The organism is Novosphingobium gossypii (assembly GCF_050433305.1).
Lineage (GTDB): Bacteria > Pseudomonadota > Alphaproteobacteria > Sphingomonadales > Sphingomonadaceae > Novosphingobium > Novosphingobium gossypii.
Map to the genome: position 1 here is coordinate 292,739 of NZ_JBNPXM010000006.1, position 21,300 is coordinate 314,038.

The following is a 21,300-nucleotide window of genomic DNA, read 5'->3' on the forward strand; positions in this document are numbered from 1 at the left end:
CTCATCACGGCGCCTTGAAGCTGGGCTTTTCCTTCGCGACATACGCCTCCCACGCCGCGCGGTCGTGGAAGTCGCGGCTCTTGCTCCACGTCGCGCCCATGTAATAGACGAAGGGCTTGCCCGGCTCGACGCGCAGGATCACCAGATGGTTGTCGAAGTCGTCGACGACGTCGGCGATCATCGCCGGGTCCACCAGCAGTGCCACGCCCATTGCGCCCTTGTCCGGATCTTCCGGCGTCCAGATGGTGAAGCGGCCACTGGTGCGGTCGGCCACGAAAGTCGCCTTGCCCTGCTCGGTCGGTGCCTTCTGCAGGCCAACGGTGACCAGCAGCGGCCTCTTCGCGTCAGACCCGAACGTGGAGACCATGCGCGTGAAGTTGGTGCCCAGCGGCAGGGTGAAGCGCCGCGTCTCCCACACCTTGCGCTGCGTGCCCACCGGCCACGGCGCGTAGTCGACGGTGAAGTCCGCCGCGTCCGGCCCGTCCTTGAGGATGCGATATTTCGCCCAGTTGCGCGACGTCCACAGCTTGTGGTCCTGCCACACGCCAAGGCCCCCTGCCCCGCGCGTGGTGCCGGCGTTGAAGAAGTCGATCCCCTCGCCATGGAAGTCGTGCTGCTTGCCGGTCTTCAACTGGCGCTCCATGAACGGCCAGACCACGTTCTTGCCCCAGGCGTCGATGCCCGAGGTCGACGGCGGCTCGAACGCCTCCAGCGCCGGTCCGTAGATGCGGTGGGCCGTGCGGTCGTTCTCCCACAGGATGTCGTCGTAGCGATAGGGCGCGAAGCTGACCTTGGCCCGCCCCGTGCGATCGGCGGGCGGGGTAAGTGGCAGCGATACGCGCGGGTTGACCACGCCGTCAGCCCGGACCTGCCCTGCCATGTCGCGCGCCGGCTCGAACGCCAGGTCGTAGACGGCCTGCCGCTCTGCAAAGCCGCGTCGGTGGTTCGCCAGTTCGGCCTCGGTCATGCCGGGGCGCGGCGGCTGCTGAACCGGCGGCCCCCAGCCACGGCGCGACGGCAGCGCCGGTTCGGCCACGGGAAAGCCCTGCACAGGCTGGCCCAGCTTCATCACCTCCAGCCCGGCCAGCAGCAGCGCGCCGGTGCCATAAAGCGCATGGTCCGCCGCCTGTGTGGGCCAAGGCTGGTCGCCGGTCTTCTGGGCGTAGCCAAGCAGGCCGCTCGGCTGGACCGCGCCTTCCAGCGCCCGCCAGCCGCGCAGGACCACCGGCAGGTAGGTATTGCGGTCAAGCACGCCGTGGTTGATGCCCCAGGCCATGCCGTAGACGAAGAACGCCGAGCCCGAACTTTCCGGCCCGGCAGGATCGCGCGGGTCGAGCAGGCTGGCGGTCCACAATCCGTCCGCCTGTTGCAGCCGGGCAAGGCTGGCGGCCATCGTGCGCAGCGTTTCGATATAGCGGCCGCGCGACCGGTACTCGGCAGGCATTGCCTCAAGCATGCGCGGCAGCGCACCCATGACCCAGCCATTGCCGCGCGCCCAGAACACCTTGGCGCCATTGCGCGAGCGCCTTTCGATGAAGCGCGCGTCCCGGAAATACAGCCCGTCCGCCTGCGACCAGAGCCGGTCGTGCGCGCGCCACCACTGGGTGTCGGCTGCGTCGAGATAGGCCAGATCGCCCGTCTGCGCAGACATGCGCGCCATGACCGGCGGCGCCATGAAGAGCGCATCGGACCACCACCAGACCAGTCGTTTGGGCGCCGGCTCCACCGTCAGGTACGGCAGCGTCCAGTCCAGCCGCTGGCGCAGCGGCGCGATCGCGCCCGGCTCTGCCGACCGGCTATAGAGTTCCTCGTACATCTCGCCGATGGCGATGTTGTCGGCGTCGAGGCGGGCATGGTCCAGCGCATCGCCGCGCAGGCCATAGTTGTAATGATCCGCCACCGCGCGCAGGAACGCCGTACCGTCCGATGCATCGGACACGCGGGTCAGTCGGCCCAGCCCGGTGTAGAACGCAGCAGAGACCCAGTTGACGGTCGGATCCTCGATCGCACTGGGGCCGAGGCCCATCTGCCGGGCACGCAGGATGGCGATCTGCGCCGCCGCCGTTCGGTCCAGCAGGGCCAGAACCTGCCTTGGCTCGGGAATGGCCGCTTCCGCGCGGGTCTGGGAAACAGGGGCCTGCGCCCACGCGGCACCGGGAAGCAGGGCTGCCAGCGCGCAGGCAGGCAGGAACAGCGCTTTGTTCGACATCCAGATCTCCCTTGTTATCGTTGAGCGTGCTTTGGGCGCCTTCAACAGCCCGGTATCGGCGTCCCCGTAGGCCCGCGCGACACCGCGCAGGGGTGAGTGGGATAGGCTTCCAGATCGAGTTCGGTCGCTTCGCGCACCACTTCCAGCCGATCGCCCGCGTCACGCATCTCGTAAAGCTTGCCGAGCGCGTTGTTGAAGGGGCGGTGCAGCACCATCATCAGCTTGCCCTCGAACGTGCGAAACAGCATGCCGTGGCCGCTGTCACGCATAACCAGCGGGCCAAGCTGTTCCCACGGACCTTCGATGGTGCCGGATTTCGAACGCGCCTGTGCCTGAACGTAGCCGCCCTGGCCATAGCTGGACCAGATCATCAGCAGCGTGCCGGCGCGCGTGCGGTAAAGCTCCGGACCATCGGTGACGTAGACGGTGCTTCCGTCCGGCTGCTTCTGGCCCTTTACCCAGTCGGCCCGGTCGGCACGGAACAGTTCCACTGGCGGTCCTGCGGCGGCCAGCGTATCGTCCAGCGGCACCGCTTCCATCGTGCCGACGGTGGTCTGCAGCCATTCGTGCGCATAGACCATCCACGGCTTGCCTGCGGGGCTGACGTAGAGCGTGCCATCCAGCGTCATCCGCTCTGCCGGGGCGACCGGCTTGCCGCCCTTTTCCAGGCGGAAGGGGCCGGCGGGGCTGTCCGCCACCGCCAGAACGGTGGAACGGCGGTAGAGCTGTCGCGCACCCGTGGACGGCAGCGCCGCGCCTTCGTTGTGGAACGTGGCGAAGAGGTACCAGCGCCCCTTCCAGCGATGGACTTCCGGCGCCCAAGCGCCGTCGCGCGCCCATGTCCCCTGTGGCAGCGCGAAGACGACGGCGGGCTTGCTCCAGTGTTTCAGGTCGCGGCTGCGATAAGCCATGATGCCCAGCCGCGCATCGCCGGTCATCGCTTGTTCGTTGCGGGTGAAGAGCAGGTAGGTCCGGCTTTGCGGATCCGCGACGATCCAGGGGTCGTGCAGCGGCATCTGCGGAAGCAGCAGCGGCGCATCGACGGCAACGGCTTCTTCGTTGGCCGCTACGCCCAGAGGAGCCAGCGTCAATGCGGCCGCCAGCAACGCAAGGACGAAACGTGCAAAAACGGATCGCTGGTGGAGCATGTCAGTACGCGAGGCCTCTCCCATTTTATGGCCTCAGAGCGTAATATGTGGACCTTTGAACGTCAAACCCGGAAGCAACCATACTGCGAAAAAAGGGCACCGCGTGTTCGCCGCGTACCGGAACCTGATCTCGGTCAAGATCCGCGCTGTCAGGGAAACCCGCATCGCCGGCCACCCATTGAAAAAGGGTTGAGCGGCCGTCGGCAAGGACGGTTCGAACCTTTTGAGAATGGAGTATTCCCATGTCGTTCCTCGACAGGATAGCAGCCGCGGTGGCCCCCGCCGCATCCGACGAAGCGCGCGGAGAAGCGCGCCGCCATGTGCAGCAACTGGCCTCCGCCGAGCCGTGGCTCGCCCCCATCGTCGACCAGCACAAGCAGATCGAAAGCCTGGTGCTGGAAGCGATCAACGCCAACACGGCTGAGGCGCGCACCGAGGGCATGCGCCAGCTTGCCGTCGTGCTCACCGCACATTCGACGGCGGAAGAAGCAGTGGTCTACCCGGATATTTCCGAGTTTGACACCAAGACCTATGCTGCCATGGCCTATGAAGAACACGCCATGACCAAGGTGCAGCTGGCGAAGCTGGAGAAGATCAACCCGATGAGCGAGGAGTGGCAGGAAAAGCTGCGCCACATCGAAGGCGCCCTCCAGCAGCACATGTACCAGGAGGAAAAGAGCTGGCTCCCAGCCCTGTCGCAAGCTCTGCCGGAAGAGGAAAAGCAGCGCATCGCGGCCCGCTACGCCGAGGAGTACGACCGTTACCGCAACGGCGCGCAGGAGCCGTCTGCTGCTCCTTCGCCCCGGACGGTATCCGATCAGCCGAACATCGATGCCGCCCTTCCCGCCGATACGCACCAGACCCAGGCGATGCCCCGCGATGGTCGCCCCGGCGCGCCTGACGGCGTGAACACGCAGGCGCAGTTCAACGCCACCGACGGCAGCGACGCCGGAGCGCCCTACCCCAATCCCCATACCGGCAAATCCGACGCCGAACGCGAGGACATGGGCAACACTGTGCTGGGTCACGGCGGCCAGTCCACCATCGGTTATCACGGCAGCGGTCGTCTGGGCGACCGGAAGGTGAAGCCGGACGGCAACGTGAACTCGGGTTCCCCTGGAGACTGACAATGCTGCCGGGCCGGGGCCGTCCGGATATGGCCGGCCCGGCAGCCGACTGTCGCGCGCGGCCTGTGCATGACGAGTGACCGCGCGCTATACCTGCAGTTTGACTTCGGCGCTCCATCCGGTGCATGGAACACGAACCATCCGGGACCAAAGCCCCGGTTCGTGACCGCTCAAGGGTACGCTGCAGCAATGTCCTACACCGTCAACAAATTGCGGGCCATCACCCGCTCGTGCGAGGCGATGCGCGACCGGGTGAAGCAGATCGTCTTCAAGCCGGAAGATCGCAAGGTCCTGGATCTGACTCTCGGTCCCGGCGTGGCGGCGGACCTCGTCGGTCGCACACCTGAAGCGCTGGCCAAGGCGGAGAAGGAAGGTCGCCTTGCCCCGCCCAAGCAGCTGGCCAACGGCAGGCGGTATTACACCCTCGAAGACCTCACGATCATCCGCGACGCCCTGGGCATCCGGCCCGGAAAGGCTCAGGACGAGGACGCCGTCGTGGTTGCCGTGCAGAACTTCAAGGGCGGCGTTGGCAAGTCGACGATCACCAAGCACTTTGCCGATTACCTCGCGCTACATGGCTACAAGGTACTTGTGGTGGACTGCGACCCGCAGGCGTCGACCACCACGATGTTCGACATTCAGCCCGAATCTTTGATCGACGACGAGCAGACGCTGGGCAACTACCTGTCGCCGCGCAGCACCTTCGACGATTTCGGTCGGTCCATTCGCGACACCGCGTGGCCGACGATCAAGATCATTCCCTCCAGCCTTGGCCTGCAGGACGCCGAGTGGGATCTGACCGCTACACTGCGCGAAGGCGGGCAGGCTGTGCGCGAAGGGCTGCAAAGGCTGCGTATCGGCATGTCCGACGTCATAAAGGACTTCGACGTCATCCTGCTCGATCCGCCGCCGGCGATGGGCTTCCTCGGCCTCAACGTGATGGCGGCCGCCACTGGCCTGCTGGTGCCGGTCCCCGCGCGCCAGCTGGACTATCTGTCGACCATCCATTTCATGGAGACGATCGCAGAAAACATCGAGGTTCTTGAAGCGCATGGAACGCCGGTCGATTACGGCTTCATCCGCATCGTCTGTTCGGCCTACACGCCCAGCAAACCCGGAGAGCATGACATGTGGAGGATGATGCAGGCCACGTACGCGAACTTCCTGCTCAGCCAACCTATCCTGGCCTCCGAAGAGATCAAGAACGCCACGCAGGCGTTCCGGTCGGTTTACGAAAGCAGGCCCTCGGCTTCGCACGCGACGTACAACCGCTGCCGCGAGAATCTCGATCTCGTGTTCGGCGAAGTGCTGCAGCAGATCCGGCAACAGTGGCCCTCCACCGGCATCGGCGCCCCCGTCGCCGAACATGCGAGTGCCGCGGCATGAGCCGGCGTTCACTCATCACTGAAGCTCTGGCGTCCACCACGGCAGAGCCGGTGCTCGTGCCTGAGGATACCCCCCGAGCAGAGCCGCGCTCGACCTTTACCGCCAAGCGCCTCGACGCTTTCGGGGAGGCATCGCGCATGGTCAAGAAACCCTCGATCAGGCTGAAACCGGCGGAATGCTCGGTCTGGGCGGGGAATGCACGCGATTACGCCCTGCTCAATGAAGACCGCCTGCGCAGCCTCATAGATTCCATCCTGGCGGAAAACGGCAACCGCATCCCTGTGGTCGTTCGTCGCACGCCCAAAGCTGCGCTGCCTTACGAGCTGGTGATCGGAACCCGCCGCCACTGGGCCGTTAGCTGGCTAAACGCGCACCATTATCCCGACATCGAACTGGTCGCCATCATCGAGGACATCGATGACGAAGCGGCCTTCCGCCTCGCCGACATCGAGAACCGCGAGCGCGAGGACATCTCCGACCTCGAACGGGGCATCAACTACAAGGCGGCGGTCGATGCCTATTATGATGGGGTTCAGTCGCGCATGGCAGAGCGGGTGAAGCTGTCGAAGTCCAGTCTGGCCCGCTACATAGGGCTGACGGACCTGCCGGCGGTCGTGGTGGGCGCGTTCCACTCACCGATGGACCTGCAGGTACGCCACGGCGACAAGCTGCTGCCGCTGGTACGAAATCCCGCCGCGCTCCCCCTCTTGGAGGACGCCGCGACCTGTATCGCCGAGGAGCAGCAGGCCCGCCAGTCTGCCGACGAAGAGCCGATCCCCGGCGCGGAAGTCGTCGCTCGGTTGATCCAGGCGACCACCGCCCCGTCGCGGGGTCGCGTGCAGAAGGCCATCATCGAAGCCCACGGCACGCGCATCGGCCAGATCGACCGCAATCAGGCTCGCGGGCTGACTTTCACGCTCAACCCGACAGATATTTCAACTGACGAGATTCTTGCGGCCCTACGCCCATTGATTGAGGATGCGAAAATCCGGAAGAAACTCGCGCGCTAGGCGCAGCTGCCGGACCTCGTGCAAACCTGATATTCACGATTTCCTGTTTCATTACATATTGTTGAACCATTATCCCACGCGTGGGATAGAACGGCTCGATAGTCTTTGTCGCAAATACGGCAACTTCGGCACGCTGAACCGGGGCATGCCCTTGGGCCGCAGAGGTCGAAAATCACAGGGCCGACCTGTTCTGCGACCCCGTGACGCCCACCTTGCCACGCCGCGCATTCAGGATGACGGCAAGTTCCTCTTTCTTCCTCCCACGCGCTTTCGGCAAGCCTAACGCGGCCTCTGCACAAATGCTTTTCTAAGATCAAAGAGCAAAAATGCCGTCAGAAGCCCTTGGAGCGCGTTGAGAATGTTCAGCATAGTCTAACTCACACCCGTCGCCGACTGGGCCTGAGATAGCCTCCCAAGCCAAAAATTTTCCGGCAGCCCGTCGGGAAATGTGCCGACCTTCTGCTTGACCAACGTTAGCATGCGCCTTCAGCACCGCGCTTTACCGCACCGCCGTAATGACGAGGTCGGCTGCGACTTCTCGTGCAAGGCCCGGCACACTCCTCATCGACCGCCCGCGCCGCCGAAACGTCTCGCGAGGCGCGGCGACAGTCCATCCCATACGCGCGTTGTGACCGTATCGTGGAGCGGGGCCAGCACTACTTCGCCGGCCCCGGCACCTCCCACGTTCGACGGGTAATGGCGCAGCGCAGCGAAGGATGGCATTGCGAAACGCGGGTTGACCTCCGTCGCATACTTGCAGTTGCATGGCACGCAGAGCCTTGGGCAAAATCCTCCTGATGGAGGCGCTCGACCCGCGATTCCGGGATAAGCGGTTGTGAGGCGTTGTACCAGCGGGTCAGGCGCTCTTGCCCCCGGCGGCGCGCTATTCCGCCTGCACCGCCCCCCGCCTGACCGCGCAAGCGGTGCCGGGCGAGCCGCCTCTTTGGCAGCAGGATCGGGAAAGCGCAAAAAGTCTGGCTTAATCAGCCGGATAGATACCTTGCCGGCGCGCGCCACCGCCACCGCCACCACGGACAACTTATCTTGCGCAGCCGCAACGGTCCAACCGCAGGCCAACATAGGTGCGCGCCGTGGATGCTCCAACACCGGGGCAGACGCGCCCTTGTCCATGGCCGGCGTAGAGTGATTCACAGGGGGCGGGCGGCACCTCCCCAATCGGGAAAAACGATAGCGCACCTGCAACGTCCCCCCAAGAGTTTTAAGCGGGTGGACGAAATTGTTGCCCGGCACACCTGACCATGCCTCTACTGCGGTGCGCTGCCCCCTTCGGGCAGCAGGCCGTCGAACACGGCATCGGGATATGCGCATCTAACTTCGACGAGGCCTGGAACACAAGCGGCAGCGCGGCGGCGTCCGCCTGCTATTCCGGGGAACAAGCGACATGCACGGCCCCGCCTTGATCGACGGCCAGATTTACGATCACGCAGTGGGTACGCCAGATCGCTAGGCGACCATGCACTGCAAGGCTCATATGCTTTCGACCAGCCGGGCTGCGCGATGTCCAGCGAATAGCCCAGCGCCCCTGCCACTGCCAGAAACCTGAGTAGTTACACCGTCGCTCTTGCCGCGCGCTAGCTCGACCATGAAGCGCAGGCTGACTCCGCCGGCCGCCGCAAACTCGCCCTTCGAAACCTTTCCATCTTGCGCTCTGTACGGATTGGTCGACCAACGACGACACATCAAGCACGAACAGCTACTGCTTCTTTCACGAATATCTCGGGCCGGCATTTAGCTCGGCCACACGTACCGCTCAGGTAAGGCTCAATGCGCAAAGAAATACGCTCCACCTTGCTCGCTTGAAGGTATTATGCAATGATTAAATACATAAACATTCAATGGAGCCGGTCTTGTCGGATTCGCATCCCATCCTGTCTCAAATCGGTGATCTCGCTCAAGCAGGTGAGAAGATGATCGAGCGCCTGCGCAAGCGGGCATTCCTGCCTGAAAGTCGCAAGGGGCTCAACGTCCGTTTCGGCATCGCCGAGGCTGCGCAGCTGCTCGGTTGCTCGACCAACCGCATCCGCATGGCCGAGGATGACGGCCGCCTGCCGCCTCCACCGGCGAGCGGTACTGGCCGGCGCATTGGATATTCGGTGGAGGAGCTGCTGAATATGCGCGAAGTGCTGGGCGCTTCCCCTGCCCGCGCACCGTTGGACGTGCCAGCGATGATTGCGGTACAGAACTTCAAGGGCGGCGTTGGCAAATCCACTGTCACCACCCACCTTGCGCATTACTTCGCGGTGCAGGGATACCGCGTGCTGGTGGTGGACTGCGACAGCCAGGCAACCACTACGACGCTGTTCGGCTTCAACCCGCACTTCAACATCACGCGCGAAGAGACGCTCTATCCCTATCTCTCCATCGATCCCACCCAGGCCGACCTGCTCTACGCGGTAAAGCGCACGCCTTGGCCGAACGTCGACCTCATCCCTTCCAACCTGGAACTGTTTGACGTCGAATACGAACTAGCGGCTGCCGGGGCAGACGGGCAATCGGTGCTGGCCGCGCGCTTTCGCAAGCTGAAGCAGGGCCTGACCGATCTCGCGCGGGACTACGACGTGGTAATCCTGGATCCACCACCCGCATTGGGCACGATCAGCCTGGCCGTGATGCAGGCTGCCAACGCCCTGCTGGTGCCGCTGGCGGCGACCACACCGGATTTCTGCTCGACCGTGCAGTTCCTCTCGATGATGGACCAGGTGCTGGAGCAGCTGACCGGCGCGGGAATCTCGGTCGATTATTCCTTTGTGCGCCTGCTCTGCTCCAAGTTCGACGGCAACGACCCCAGCCACGAAATGGTTCGCGCAATCATGGAGCAGACGTTCGGCCCTGCCCTGCTGCCGGTACCAATTCTGGAAAGCGCCGAGATCAGCCACGCGGCGCTCCGCATGATGACGATCTACGAGCTGGAAAAACCGATCGGTACGCCCCGCACGCACAAACGCTGCCGTGCCAACCTGGACGAAGCGCTTGGCCAGATCGAACAGCTGGTTCGTACCGGATGGGGCCGCAGCCAGAAGGTAGACGAGGAGCTGCTGGTCAATGGCTGACCTTGTTCCTGCCATCGGCCCCGCGCGTTTCCCCGGGGAAACATTCCTGGAAACGGCGAAACTTTCACCTTCCTGCGCGCAACGCGGCCGGGAAATCCTCCGCTCCACATCTCCCCGCCCGAGGTAAAGTCATGGCCCGCAAGCAATCCGATTATCTCGCCGCCCTGCTCTCCGAAGAAGAGGAAGCTCCCACCGCCGTCGTGGCTCCAGGTGCTGGTGCCGAGCCCGAACGCATCGAACGCGCCGAGCGCGCCCGGGGCACCACTCTGCTGGGCCGCGAAAGCGCCCTCGCCCGCGTCGCCAGCGGTGAAGTGCGGCAGGTAACCCAGCTGCTGCTCGATCCTGCGCGGGTTCGCCCGTGGAGCGGCAACGCGCGCAGCTATGCCCACCTTTCGGAAGAGTCTTGCCGCGAACTGATCGAGTCCATCGTCGCGGAAAACGGCCAGAAGGTGCCCGCCATCGTGCGGCGGATCGAAGGTGATCCCACATATGACTACGAGGTAATCGCAGGAACCCGCCGTCACTGGGCGATCAGCTGGCTGCGGGCGCATTCCTACCCGGATATGCAGTTCGTGGCTCAGGTGGCGCAGTTGGACGACGAAGCCGCCTTTCGGATTGCCGACATAGAAAATCGTGCGCGCAAGGACGTCTCCGACCTCGAACGTGCGCGCAACTATGCCGATGCAATGAAGCTGCACTATGGCAACCATCTCACCCGCATGGCAGAACGGCTCAAGCTGTCGAAGGGCTGGCTGTCCAAGATGCTGAAGGTCGCCGCGATTCCCGATGCCGTTGTCGCCGCCTTCGCCTCCCCCGCTGACGTGCAGCTCAAGCCCGCCTATACACTGGCGCAGGCGCTGGACGACAAGGACAAGGCTCCTGCGATTCGCAAGGAAGCCGCGCGCCTCGCCCGGGAACAGGCTGCCCGCCGTGAGGCTATGCGCCCTGCCCTCCCCGCCGCGGATGTCCTGCGTGCGCTGCTTGCCGCGCCTGAGGCTGAGCAGGAGAAGCCGGTGATGCACTCCATTCCGCACAAAGGCTCGGGTCGGCCGGTAGCATCGCTCCAGTCGCAAAACCGGCAGGGGCTGACCTTGCGCCTGCACGCGGGGTCTGGGGCAACATTTGAGGAAACCGTCAATGCCGTGCGGGAACTGCTGGCTCAGCTTGAGTCCGAAGGCAGGGGATTGCGGGCGTGACCGGGACGAAGAAAGCGGAAGTGGTAATGCGAGGGCCGCTGCCTCCGAGCTCCCTCCGCTCGCGACGTCGCGCGCGCCGCAGCGTTCCGCCAGGGTGCCATGGGCCTTCATCATCGCCATGCGCAACCAGCGCTTCTGGACGCGCAAAGGCGACGGTGACTGGGTCTGCGATGATGGCTTCGGTATTTTCCCCCGCCGCCTTCAATAAAGTTTCCCCGGGGAAACACTTTGAAGGCATCCTTGCGTGACCCGCGCCAAGAAGACGACGGTCAGCGAACAGTTCGACCTTTTCCTCCCCTACATAGCCGACCTGCCTCTGCGCGATCAGCGCGAGATGATGGAGCGGCCGTTCTTCAGCCTTGCGAAGACGAAGCGCGCCAAGCCGATCGACTACACGAGCCCTGACGGCAAGGTGCATGTCCATGTCAGCGCCAACCCGGACTATGGCATGGCGACGATCTGGGATGCCGACATCCTGATCTACTGCGCCAGCGTGCTGGCCGATATGGCGCGCCGGGGCGTCAACGATGTGCCGCGCAAGCTGCACCTGATGCCTTATGATCTGCTGCGCGCCATCGGTCGGCCAACTACCGGACGGGCTTACGAATTGCTCGGCCAGGCGTTGGACCGGCTGGTCGCCACCACGATCAAGACCAACCTTCGGGCGGAGAATCGGCGCGAGGCAACGTTCTCGTGGCTGGATGGCTGGACCCAGCTGGTCGATGAAAAGACCGAACGATCGCGCGGGATGACCATCGAGCTGTCCAACTGGTTCTGGGAAGGCGTGATGATGAAGGGCGGCGTGCTGTCGATCGACCGCGCCTATTTCGACATCACCGGTGGGCGCGAACGCTGGCTCTACCGCGTGGCACGCAAACACGCCGGCGGGGCAGGGGAGGGCGGCTTCGCCATCACCATGCCCGTGCTGTTCGAAAAGTCCGGGGCGGAAGGACAATACCGTCGTTTCAAGTTCGAGATGCTCAAGCTGGCCGAAAAGGATGACCTGCCCGGCTACGCGCTGAGCGTCGAGACGGCCAAGGATGGCGAACCGATGATCCGAATGCGCCGGGTGGACGGGAAGGGGGGTGCCGAGATTGCCTTGCCTGCCGCTCCGAAGACGCACGTGGAGGACGACGAAAGGGGCGAAGAGCGGGTCGCTTTGGGGGCTCGCAAACGCCCTTCGGCAGTCAGGCGGCAGGCACAGGGGCATGACGGGACGTCCGGTGTCTCAGCGGACAGCGCCGTCGATGTCCGCGGGCTGGTCCGTTCCACCGTCGCAGGTCTGTCGGACAATGCGACGCGCGGGTTCATGACGGACGAGACCATCGACTTCCTGCGCCGCGAATGTCCAGGCTGGGATCTTTACGCGCTCCATGCCGAATTCGAACGCTGGGTAGGCGCCGATCAGGATCGCACCCCTGCCGACTGGCAGCGTGCTTTCGTCGGTTGGGTGAAACGTCATCACGCAAAACATCGCCACCAGTTGCGGGGTTGAAGGCGTTCCCGAAGTGTCGCGTGTCATCCTATCGTCTGCTCGATCACCATCCTCCCGAACGACAATTGAACATCGTCGGGCGGGAGGGCGCTAAAAGTGATTCAAATATTCGGCTTCAATTTGCCGCTTAGACACTTCGGGAACGCCGCGATCGTAGCCGTCGACCTATCGGGAACACCGCATCGACATATCGGGAACGATACCGCCGATCTTTCGGGAACATACTTTCGACATTCCGGGAACAGCAGGATTGTGCGACTCGCAGGATCCGTGCCGAGTCGCAATAGGTCGCAGCGCTCTAACCTTTGTAACAGATTCCCTAAAACCATTCTAACCTGCTGGAAGCCTTTGGCATTTCATGAAAAGGGAAGATGTCCGCGGCCAGCCTTCCGCATGAATGCCTAGTAGCGATTAAACCCGGGGCAAGATCCCGAGCCTAGACCTACTGTTGGGAGCATTTCCGCGAGATCGAAGGACACGCCGATGGACGCCGACACCCCCGCATGTCAGCTCAGTCACGTATTCCACATTCTACGTGGCAGCGATGGAGAGCCTCGTAAGCGTCGTGCAGGACCTTTCGCGCGCTCGTGATCTCGACGCCGTCAGCGCGGTCGCGCGCGATGCAGCGCGAGGGCTGACCGGGGCTGATGGTGCCACGTTCGTACTGCGCGATGGCGACCAATGCTATTACGTCGAGGAAAACGCGATCGCGCCGCTGTGGAAGGGCCGACGCTTTCCAATGAGCGCCTGCGTCAGCGGGTGGGCGATGCTCAATGCGCGCAGTGTTGTGATCCCCGATGTCTACGCCGACCCGCGCGTGCCGGTCGAGGCTTATCGGCCCACTTTCGTAAAAAGCCTGGCGATGATCCCGATCCGCCGCACCGCGCCGATCGGGGCCATCGGCAATTACTGGTCCGACCATCACGAACCCTCTACGGAGGAACTGGCGATCCTCCAGGCGCTTGCTGACACGACGTCGGTGGCGCTGGAGAACGCCGAGCTTTACATGCGGCTGCAGGGCGCTGTGCACACGCTTCAGCAGCAGAAGCTGCGGATCAGCGAACAGCACGCCAGCTTGGGCGTCTTCACCCGTGCGCTGGCCCATGACCTGCGTGAGCCCGTGCGAACCCTCATCGCCTTCTCCGAACTGCTGCGGCAAGGGCCAACAGCAGAGCAAGGGGCGCAGGAGAAGCAGGCCACGTACCTCCGCTACATTGGGGAGTCTGCCGAACGGATGGGCGCGCTGATCGATTCGGTGGGGCAGTATACGCGCCTCGATGCGCCGGAGCGGTTTGACCATGCCACGTGCCCGCTGGCGGACGTGATGGCCGACGTGCGCGGCAACTTGGCCCGAATCATCGCCGAGCGGGAGGCTACGATCGTGCATGGCGACCTGCCGTCACTGAGGGCCGACCCGGTTCATCTGCGTCAGCTGTTCCAGAATTTGATCACCAATGCCGTTCTGCACAATGCCCCCGGCGTGACTGTCACCATCAGGCAGGAGATGGCGGATGGACAGCGCACCTTTGTCGTCAGCGATAATGGCGTGGGCATTGCGCTGGATCAGCGCGAGCAGATCTTCCAGCCGTTCCGTCGTCTGGTTCACCGCAACGAGGCCACCGGGATGGGGTTGGCGATCTGTCGACGCATCGTCGCGCTCTACGGCGGCGAGATAGCCTGCCGATCTTCTTCAGGGGCCGACACAGGGCGGGGCGCGGCCTTCCACTTCTCGCTTCCCGATGCCGAACCATCTGGGCAGGGAGCGACACAGGGCAGGGCGGGCGCTGCGACCGAGGATGGCACTTCCACCGAAGACGATGAAATGGCCACCGTCCTTATCGTCGATGATCGCGAAGCCGATCTGGAACTGACCGAGATGGCGCTGTTTCGCCGCCCCCGCCTGCGCTGCAACTTGCGCAGCGTGCGCGACGGGCGGGAGGCGCAGCGTATCCTGTCGGAACCCGACAATGACATCGACCTGATCCTGCTCGACATCAACATGCCGGACATCGACGGGTTCAGCCTTCTCGACCAGATCCGGCACGACGATGCCCTTGAGGAGCTGACCGTGATCATGTGCAGCGGGTCGGACCACGAACCCGACCAGCGCCGTTCAGCGGAACTGGGCGCGGCGGGCTACCTACTCAAGCCGCCGCGCTTTGCCAGCTTCCGTGATATCGTGGCGGGCCAGCCGGGGCTGCGTCTACAAGACGACGGCTCCGGCCTGACGCTGGTCCGCAACGGTAGTTAAGCGCGCGCTGGCGGCAACTCATACGCTGATGAGAACACTGCCCACCTTTCGAAGCACATCTAGAATCAGTTTCACCAGGCTGTTTTGCGACGCGCGTTTCCCGGGGGAAACATGCGTCGTCAGCCCACCGATCCGGCAGACAGGGTCTGCTGGTGCTGCACGACACGCCATTTTTCGTGGGTCAACCGTCGCAGGGTGGACGTACAATGCGCTTCGTAGTCCTCGCCCTCTTTTCTCGATGCACGTGCGGTGTAACCGATGACAATCAGCCCTTCCTGCGGGCGGATGACGGTCTGGCCGGAAAAGGCGACTTCCTGCCAGTGCGGCGTTCCGCTCACGCGGTCGGTCGCTGCCGCACCGGTAAAGACATAAGGCGGTTGCGGCAGGACCATGACGCATTCGTCATCCACAAGCGCGCGATACTGCGCCGCGTCGCCCAGCCAGAGGCTGCGTTCGAAATCCCAGATCCGATCGTCGTCCATACGTTCTCCTTCGCTTATCTGCGACAGACCGGGGGAATGCAAAGCGTTCCCACATCTTGCGCCGGGATAAGCCGGGCGGAGCGCCTGGCAGGACATACGGAGGTCGTCGGAAGCCATCAAAATCGCGCTAGGTGTTCTGTCCGTCCCGCCCAGCGCACGGCTGGTCCATAGATTCCCCCTTTTGCAACCTTATGTGTCTAAGGGCGTTCGGACCCGCTAGATGCCTTTTTTGGCGTCGCTTCCCATCCCGGCCGTCAATCGGCCTCATCTGCCATGTGCTGTGTGCATTGCTTGCGCGCGCTTTTCGGCGGAACCGGAGAAAAATATGTCCGCTAGCCAGGCGCTCCGCGCCCAATTCGGCTGGTTCAAACGCAGCAGCCAGTTGTCCGTCAGTGACGTCACCATCGTCGATCGTTCTACTCTCAATCGTGCCGTGGGCGCAGCCGCGTTGGGCAACGCGATGGAGTGGTTCGATTTCGGCGTCTACGGCTATATCGCAATCACGCTGGGGCATGTCTTCTTCCCCTCGGGCAGCCCGACTGCGCAGCTGATCGCCACCTTGGCGACTTTTACGGCGGCGTTCCTCGTCAGGCCGTTGGGCGGGCTGGTGTTCGGCCCCTTGGGGGACCGTTACGGCCGCCACAAGATCCTGGCGCTGACGATGATCATGATGGCGACAGGCACGTTCGCGATCGGCCTGATCCCGTCCTATGCGCAAATCGGCATCTGGGCACCGATCCTGCTGCTGACCGCGCGGCTGATTCAGGGCTTTTCAACCGGCGGCGAATATGGCGGGGCTGCGACCTTCATCGCTGAATATTCCACCGACCGCCGCCGCGGCCTGATGGGCAGCTGGCTGGAATTCGGCACGCTGGGCGGTTACATCACGGGCGCGGGCACGGTCACCGCCCTGCAGATGCTGCTGACCCCTGCGGACATGCTGGCGTGGGGCTGGCGCATCCCGTTCCTGGTGGCGGGACCACTGGGCCTGCTGGGCCTCTACATGCGTCTGAAGCTGGAAGAAACGCCCGCCTTCCGCGCCTATTCCGAGGAACTGGACAAGCGTGAAGTGGGCCGTTCCAAGCTGAGCGACCTGTTCCGCATTCACCGCGCCCAGCTTCTGAAGTGCGTGGGGCTGGTGCTGGTATTCAACGTCACCGATTACATGCTGCTGACGTACATGCCCAACTACCTCAGCGTCACGATGGGATATGCCCCCAGCAAGGGGCTGCTGCTGATCATTCTGGTGATGGTGGTGATGATGCCGCTCAACATCGTCGGCGGGCTGTTCAGCGACAGGCTGGGCCGTCGTCCGATGATCATCGGCGCCTGCACCGCGCTGATCGTGCTGTCTATCCCGTGCATGCTGCTGATCGGCACCGGCAACGACATGCTGATCTTCCTGGGCCTGATGCTGTTGGGGATTGCGCTGGTCTGCTTCACCAGCTCGATGCCGTCGACGCTTCCCGCCCTGTTCTATACGCCGGTGCGCTACAGCGCGCTTTCGATCGCCTTCAACGTCTCGGTATCCCTGTTCGGCGGCACGACGCCGCTGCTGACCGCGTGGCTGGTGGACAAGACCGGCGACCCGCTGATGCCCGCCTATTACCTGATGGGTGCGGCCACGATCGGCCTCCTTACGATGCTGACCGTCAAGGAAACCGCCGGGATGCCACTGCGCGGATCGCCGCCTGCGGTGGAAACGAAGGCAGAAGCCGTGGCGCTAGTCAAGAACGACGACCCGGTGACCGTCGATACCGTGCTGCCCAAACATTCGGCGCCGCCTGCGTCGGCCCCGGCGGGCGGGATGCGGCTGGCACCGGCCCACGCTCCGGCACTGGTAGACTAATCCGGCGGCCGACCGCGCAAGGCACGCCTCGCGCGGTCGGTTGTCCTGTACCTTACATCGTCTTGAGCATCTCGATATGGTGCTGGACGACCGGCACGATGGTGGTTGCCGCATCGCGCAGCGGCTTGGCCGAGCCATCCTTCGCATAAGCCTGATGCAGCGTCAGCGCCTGCATGTGCGCGGTCTTCTGCTGCGTCACGTAAGCCATGTCGCGGGCCTTGCCGGTCTGGGCGTTGAGCTGCGCAATCATCTGCGCCTGCGCCGGCGTCAGCTTGGGCGGCATGGTGGGAATCTTCGCGGCCTTGGCGGCGGTCACGACGTCCTTCGTGCTCTTGGTATGATGCGCGATCATCGTCTGGGCGAACTGCTTCAGCTTGGGGTCGGCGGTGGACGACAGGACGATCTGGCTTGATTCGCGTTCGTAGAGATCGCCGGCACCTGCGGCAGCGACGTAGTCCGGCGCGCTCATGACCTGGGCATGGGCGGGGAGGGCTGTCAGGCTGACGGCGGCGGCGATGATGAACCTGTTCATGGGCATTCTCCTGGGTATGTGAACTTCTGACGCCCAACCGGCTCTGCCTTCCCCGGTTGCTGCACGGGCGCGGCGCGCTGATCCATGTTGTCCACGTTGCCGGCGTCGTCGTGCAGGGCGCGGTTCTATCGTAATGTGGATCAATCCCGGCCCGGCTTTGGGGGCGGGAGCGGGAACATGGAACTGCGGCGCCGTTTGCGCTCTGCATCGATGAACGTTGAAGAGGTGTTGCGTGGAGGAACTTGCCGGCTGGGTCGCGCCTGCCGCCACGATGATCGCGGCGATGATGACGGCAGCCAACCTGGGCGCCCGCGTGACCGGCTGGGGCTTCGTGGTGTTCACGCTTGGCTCCGTCGCGTGGTCGCTGGTCGGGTTCACGTCCGGGCAGATGAATCTGCTGGCCTCCAACGGCTTCCTGACGCTGGTCAACCTGATCGGCATCTGGCGCTGGCTGGGCCGGCAGTCGGCGTATGAGGATGGCGCGCGTGCGGCCGAGGCCGCCAGTCGTCGTTCTGCCACGCCGACGCTGTTCACTGCCACCGGCTTCGGCGGGATGAAGGTGGTGGACCAGTCGGGCACGGACCTTGGCCGCGCCGTAGAGGCACTGCTGGAATGTGCCAGCGGACGGGTCAGCTACGTCGTCGTGGCGACCGGCGGGCTCGCCGGCATCGACGAACAGTTGCGCGCGGTGCCGCACGAGCGGATCGAGTTCGGCTGCCACGCGCTGCGGGTGCTGATGACGGGCGCCGAGTTCGGGCGGATGCCGATTCTGGAGCCTGGGCAGTGGCCTCCATCGGCCGATCAGGCCCAAGGCTGTCCACAGGCTGTGGACAACTCGTCGCACAAGGCCCTGTGACGGGCTTTGTGGCCTTGCACGCTGATTTTGTTGATCCATGGTACGCCAACGCCGCGAAGCTCGGTCTTTTCCGGCTGCGGTGTTAGAGACAGACACAGCGACAGGACGAACTTCTGATGAACAACAGCGATCTCGCCGAGGCCATTGCCGCCGACCATGGCATCACCAAGACCGACGCTCGCAAGATCGTCGACGCCGTTTTCGATGCGATCGGCGACGCCGCAGTCAAGGGTGAGGAAGTCTCGCTCAACGGCTTCGGCAAGTTCAAGGTCAAGGACAGCCCGGAACGCGAAGGCCGCAACCCCGCCACCGGCGAGGCCATGACCATCAAGGCATCCAAGAAGCTGACCTTCACCGCCGCCAAGGGCGTGAAGGACAAGCTCAACGGCTGACCGTGGAAAGGGGAGCGGCGCCCACGGCGTCGCTCCCCGTCCCGCTTCTCCTGCACGCGCCGGACATCGAACCGCATGATCGTGAGAATCGCGGCAGGCATCGCCGCAGATGTCGATGAATGGGCCACGTTGCGTGCGGAACTGTGGCCGGACGGATCGGTGGCTGACCATCGCAGCGATCTGCTGGAACTGCTGGCCGAGCCGAACGGTATGGTCGGCTTCGTGGCGCGAGACCTGCGCGGCAGGCTGTTGGGCTTTGCCGAAGCGGCTCTGCGTGTCGATTATGTAAACGGCTGCGAGACATCGCCGGTCGCCTTCCTGGAAGGCCTCTATGTCGCCGAAGACCGACGCCGCCAAGGCATCGGACGCGGCCTTGTCGATGCGGTGGAGGCATGGGCACGCAGCCAGGGATGCATGGAACTGGCATCCGACGCCCTGCTGGAAAACATAGCATCCCACGCGATGCACATAGCGTTGGATTTTGAAGAGACCGAGCGCGTCGTCTATTTCCGCAAGGTCCTGGCAGAGGCGCGGCGGCTCAGCTGATAATCTCGGCCCTTAAAGCCAATTTCTCCAACTGGATCAAAGTCTCGGCACCTTGCGCACAGGCGCGCGTTTCGTGCTGACGATGATCTGGAGGATGCGATGACTTCGACACTGCGATTTGCCCTGGCGCTGCCGTTCCTGGCGGCTGCCGTGGTGTTTTCCGTGCCAAGCGCGTTGTGCATGTACGCCGCCGGGCTGATCGAAGGCGAGGGCTGAAAGCCTAGTCGCGCCCGGCATTGCGCCGCGCCGAGATCAGGTTCTCCTGCGAAGCCGCATCGCTCTCTTCCGCATCGGCCACCTCCGCCTGTGCGCGCTTTGCGGCGTCGGCGAAAGGCTTGGCTTCCACACCGGCCAGCCCCCTGTCCGAATCGCGCTGGTTGGCGTTATGGGCATCCACATCGTGCGGAGGCTGGCCATCGCCGCTGTTCCGGCCTGTCGAGATCGTGCTCATTCCATCGTCTCCTGCGTCACTGGGCGGTCTTGCGAAGCTGGTCGGCTTCGCGCTTGAGGCCGTCAGCTTTCTTTTCGGCGGCGTCGCGCAGTTGATCTGCGCGGGCTTCCAGCTTTTCGGCTTCGACGTCTGCCTGCCGTTCCAGGTTCCTGGCGTCGGCCTTCAATGCATCTGCAGAGGCGTCGCGCGCTTCTGCCGCGGCGGCGTCGGCCTTGTCCTGGACTTCGCCCGCACGCTCGGCCGGGCCTGAGCCTGTGTAATCCATGCCAGCCGCGGTGGCGGCGGCTTCGTCCTGCTTCTTTCCGGCGCGTTCGTGGGGGCCGTCACACGCGGCAAGTCCCAGCACGGCCATGAGGAGAAGGGAACGGGAAATCATGGAGCGCTCTCCTGTCGTTTTTCACTCAACGCCGATTGGGCGCAAAAGGTTCGATGCTGCCGTAAGGCTCATGGATCACCACTCAGGTCGCTGCGCATCTGGCCATGTGCCAGGACCGCGAACAGCCCGGTGCCACCGATGATGTTGCCGAGAAGGGCGGGCAGGGTGAATTCCAGCCACGCCTCGCGCGCGTCGATGCTGCCGCTGAGCCACAGGAACGTCGCCTGCGACGATCCGGTCACGACATGGGCGAACCCGCCAAGCGCGATGACGTAAGTGAGGACAAAGATCACCCAGAACTCGCTGCCTTTGGCATTGGGCAGTACCCACGCGATTGCGGCCATGATGAACCCGGCGGGGATGCCCAGCGTCAGGGTGCGGGTCCAGGGTTGAAGCTCCAGCTTGTCGAGAATGTCGAGGGCGATGAGGCGTTGTTCGTGCGTTATGATGACCTCTCCGGCCATCAGCGCGCTGACCAGGGTGACACCGGCCAAGTTGCCGATGATCACGCAGGACCAAAGCCGGGCTAGCCGCGCCAGGTTGGCCCCGGTGGGCGCGGTCGCCACCGGCAGCACGGCGGTGACGGTGCTTTCGGTGAACAGCTGCAGGCGTCCCATGATGACGATCAGGTAGCCCACTGGATAACCCAGGAAATAAACCAGCGGCGCCCAGTCCGTATCGGGCAGGTGGCTACGCAGGAACAGCTCGCACATCAGTGACAGCGCGATGCCCAGCCCCGCCGCGATGCCGGACAGCGTTAGGGCCAGCGCAGGGCGGTCCAGTTCCTCTTCGCCCTGCAGCCGCACCACCTCGTGGACGACGCGGGAGGAACCGGCGCTCCGCTCTTCCACGTCGCGCACTTCCTGCGCGTCGAGATCTTCGTGCGGCTGGTCCGGGCGATCGTCGTCCGCTTTGGTTTGCAT

General features: G+C 64.0%; 18 protein-coding genes. 11 read left to right on the plus strand and 7 right to left on the minus strand.

The window, feature by feature from the left end; genetic code table 11:
* Nucleotides 1–4: 4 nt before the first annotated feature.
* Nucleotides 5–2,209, minus strand: a complete 2,205-nt coding sequence (locus GGR40_RS13615) for a glycoside hydrolase family 88 protein (RefSeq protein WP_429276780.1) — start codon at nucleotides 2,207–2,209, stop codon at nucleotides 5–7.
* Between the two features lie 41 nt (nucleotides 2,210–2,250).
* The gene (locus GGR40_RS13620) at nucleotides 2,251–3,300 is read right to left on the minus strand and encodes a glycoside hydrolase family 43 protein (RefSeq protein WP_429276781.1); all 1,050 of its coding nucleotides are present in this window, start codon (nucleotides 3,298–3,300) and stop codon (nucleotides 2,251–2,253) included.
* Between the two features lie 299 nt (nucleotides 3,301–3,599).
* Between GGR40_RS13620 and GGR40_RS13625 the strand changes: the two genes are divergently transcribed.
* From GGR40_RS13625 to GGR40_RS13655, 7 genes are all read left to right on the plus strand, one after another.
* Nucleotides 3,600–4,484 (plus strand): hemerythrin domain-containing protein, encoded by an 885-nt coding sequence (locus tag GGR40_RS13625; protein ID WP_429276782.1) that lies wholly within the window; start codon nucleotides 3,600–3,602, stop codon nucleotides 4,482–4,484.
* A gap of 162 nt (nucleotides 4,485–4,646) precedes the next feature.
* The gene (locus GGR40_RS13630) at nucleotides 4,647–5,870 is read left to right on the plus strand and encodes an AAA family ATPase (protein WP_429276783.1); all 1,224 of its coding nucleotides are present in this window, start codon (nucleotides 4,647–4,649) and stop codon (nucleotides 5,868–5,870) included.
* Nucleotides 5,867–6,880: a ParB/RepB/Spo0J family partition protein gene (locus GGR40_RS13635; protein ID WP_429276784.1), complete on the plus strand. Its 1,014-nt coding sequence runs from the start codon at nucleotides 5,867–5,869 to the stop codon at nucleotides 6,878–6,880. Before GGR40_RS13630 ends, GGR40_RS13635 begins: the two co-directional genes overlap by 4 nt.
* A gap of 1,856 nt (nucleotides 6,881–8,736) precedes the next feature.
* Nucleotides 8,737–9,951 (plus strand): AAA family ATPase, encoded by a 1,215-nt coding sequence (locus GGR40_RS13640; protein ID WP_429276785.1) that lies wholly within the window; start codon nucleotides 8,737–8,739, stop codon nucleotides 9,949–9,951.
* Nucleotides 9,952–10,082: 131 nt separating this feature from the next.
* Nucleotides 10,083–11,147: a ParB/RepB/Spo0J family partition protein gene (locus GGR40_RS13645; RefSeq protein ID WP_429276786.1), complete on the plus strand. Its 1,065-nt coding sequence runs from the start codon at nucleotides 10,083–10,085 to the stop codon at nucleotides 11,145–11,147.
* Between the two features lie 244 nt (nucleotides 11,148–11,391).
* Nucleotides 11,392–12,642: a replication initiator protein A gene (locus GGR40_RS13650; protein WP_429276787.1), complete on the plus strand. Its 1,251-nt coding sequence runs from the start codon at nucleotides 11,392–11,394 to the stop codon at nucleotides 12,640–12,642.
* Between the two features lie 544 nt (nucleotides 12,643–13,186).
* Nucleotides 13,187–14,893 carry an ATP-binding protein gene (locus GGR40_RS13655; protein WP_429276788.1) on the plus strand — a complete coding sequence of 569 codons (1,707 nt, stop codon included), beginning with the start codon at nucleotides 13,187–13,189 and terminating at the stop codon, nucleotides 14,891–14,893.
* 119 nt (nucleotides 14,894–15,012) lie between these two features.
* Here the strand turns inward: GGR40_RS13655 and GGR40_RS13660 are convergent, their stop codons facing one another.
* On the minus strand, nucleotides 15,013–15,375 hold the full coding sequence (locus GGR40_RS13660) for a DUF4440 domain-containing protein (protein ID WP_429276789.1): 363 nt from the start codon (nucleotides 15,373–15,375) through the stop codon (nucleotides 15,013–15,015).
* 325 nt (nucleotides 15,376–15,700) lie between these two features.
* On the opposite strand from GGR40_RS13660, the gene proP reads away from it, so the two are divergent.
* Nucleotides 15,701–17,224 (plus strand): glycine betaine/L-proline transporter ProP, encoded by a 1,524-nt coding sequence (gene proP, locus GGR40_RS13665; protein WP_429276790.1) that lies wholly within the window; start codon nucleotides 15,701–15,703, stop codon nucleotides 17,222–17,224.
* Nucleotides 17,225–17,276: 52 nt separating this feature from the next.
* Here proP and GGR40_RS13670 read toward each other — a convergent pair whose 3' ends face one another.
* Nucleotides 17,277–17,756: a DUF4142 domain-containing protein gene (locus GGR40_RS13670; protein WP_429276791.1), complete on the minus strand. Its 480-nt coding sequence runs from the start codon at nucleotides 17,754–17,756 to the stop codon at nucleotides 17,277–17,279.
* Between the two features lie 271 nt (nucleotides 17,757–18,027).
* Here GGR40_RS13670 and GGR40_RS13675 point away from each other — a divergent pair, with 271 nt between their 5' ends.
* The 3 genes from GGR40_RS13675 (at nucleotide 18,028) to aac(6') (ending at nucleotide 19,550) form a co-directional block, all read left to right on the plus strand.
* The gene (locus GGR40_RS13675) at nucleotides 18,028–18,612 is read left to right on the plus strand and encodes a PRC-barrel domain-containing protein (protein ID WP_429276814.1); all 585 of its coding nucleotides are present in this window, start codon (nucleotides 18,028–18,030) and stop codon (nucleotides 18,610–18,612) included.
* A gap of 116 nt (nucleotides 18,613–18,728) precedes the next feature.
* Nucleotides 18,729–19,004, plus strand: a complete 276-nt coding sequence (locus tag GGR40_RS13680) for an HU family DNA-binding protein (protein WP_429276792.1) — start codon at nucleotides 18,729–18,731, stop codon at nucleotides 19,002–19,004.
* A 75-nt stretch (nucleotides 19,005–19,079) separates the two neighbouring features.
* Nucleotides 19,080–19,550 carry an aminoglycoside 6'-N-acetyltransferase gene (gene aac(6') / locus GGR40_RS13685; RefSeq protein ID WP_429276793.1) on the plus strand — a complete coding sequence of 157 codons (471 nt, stop codon included), beginning with the start codon at nucleotides 19,080–19,082 and terminating at the stop codon, nucleotides 19,548–19,550.
* 220 nt (nucleotides 19,551–19,770) lie between these two features.
* Here aac(6') and GGR40_RS13690 read toward each other — a convergent pair whose 3' ends face one another.
* From GGR40_RS13690 to GGR40_RS13700, 3 genes are all read right to left on the minus strand, one after another.
* Entirely contained in the window at nucleotides 19,771–20,001 is a 231-nt protein-coding gene (locus tag GGR40_RS13690; RefSeq protein ID WP_429276794.1) for a hypothetical protein, read from the minus strand.
* A 16-nt stretch (nucleotides 20,002–20,017) separates the two neighbouring features.
* On the minus strand, nucleotides 20,018–20,377 hold the full coding sequence (locus tag GGR40_RS13695) for a hypothetical protein (protein ID WP_429276795.1): 360 nt from the start codon (nucleotides 20,375–20,377) through the stop codon (nucleotides 20,018–20,020).
* Between the two features lie 68 nt (nucleotides 20,378–20,445).
* The gene (locus GGR40_RS13700) at nucleotides 20,446–21,300 is read right to left on the minus strand and encodes a formate/nitrite transporter family protein (protein WP_429276796.1); all 855 of its coding nucleotides are present in this window, start codon (nucleotides 21,298–21,300) and stop codon (nucleotides 20,446–20,448) included.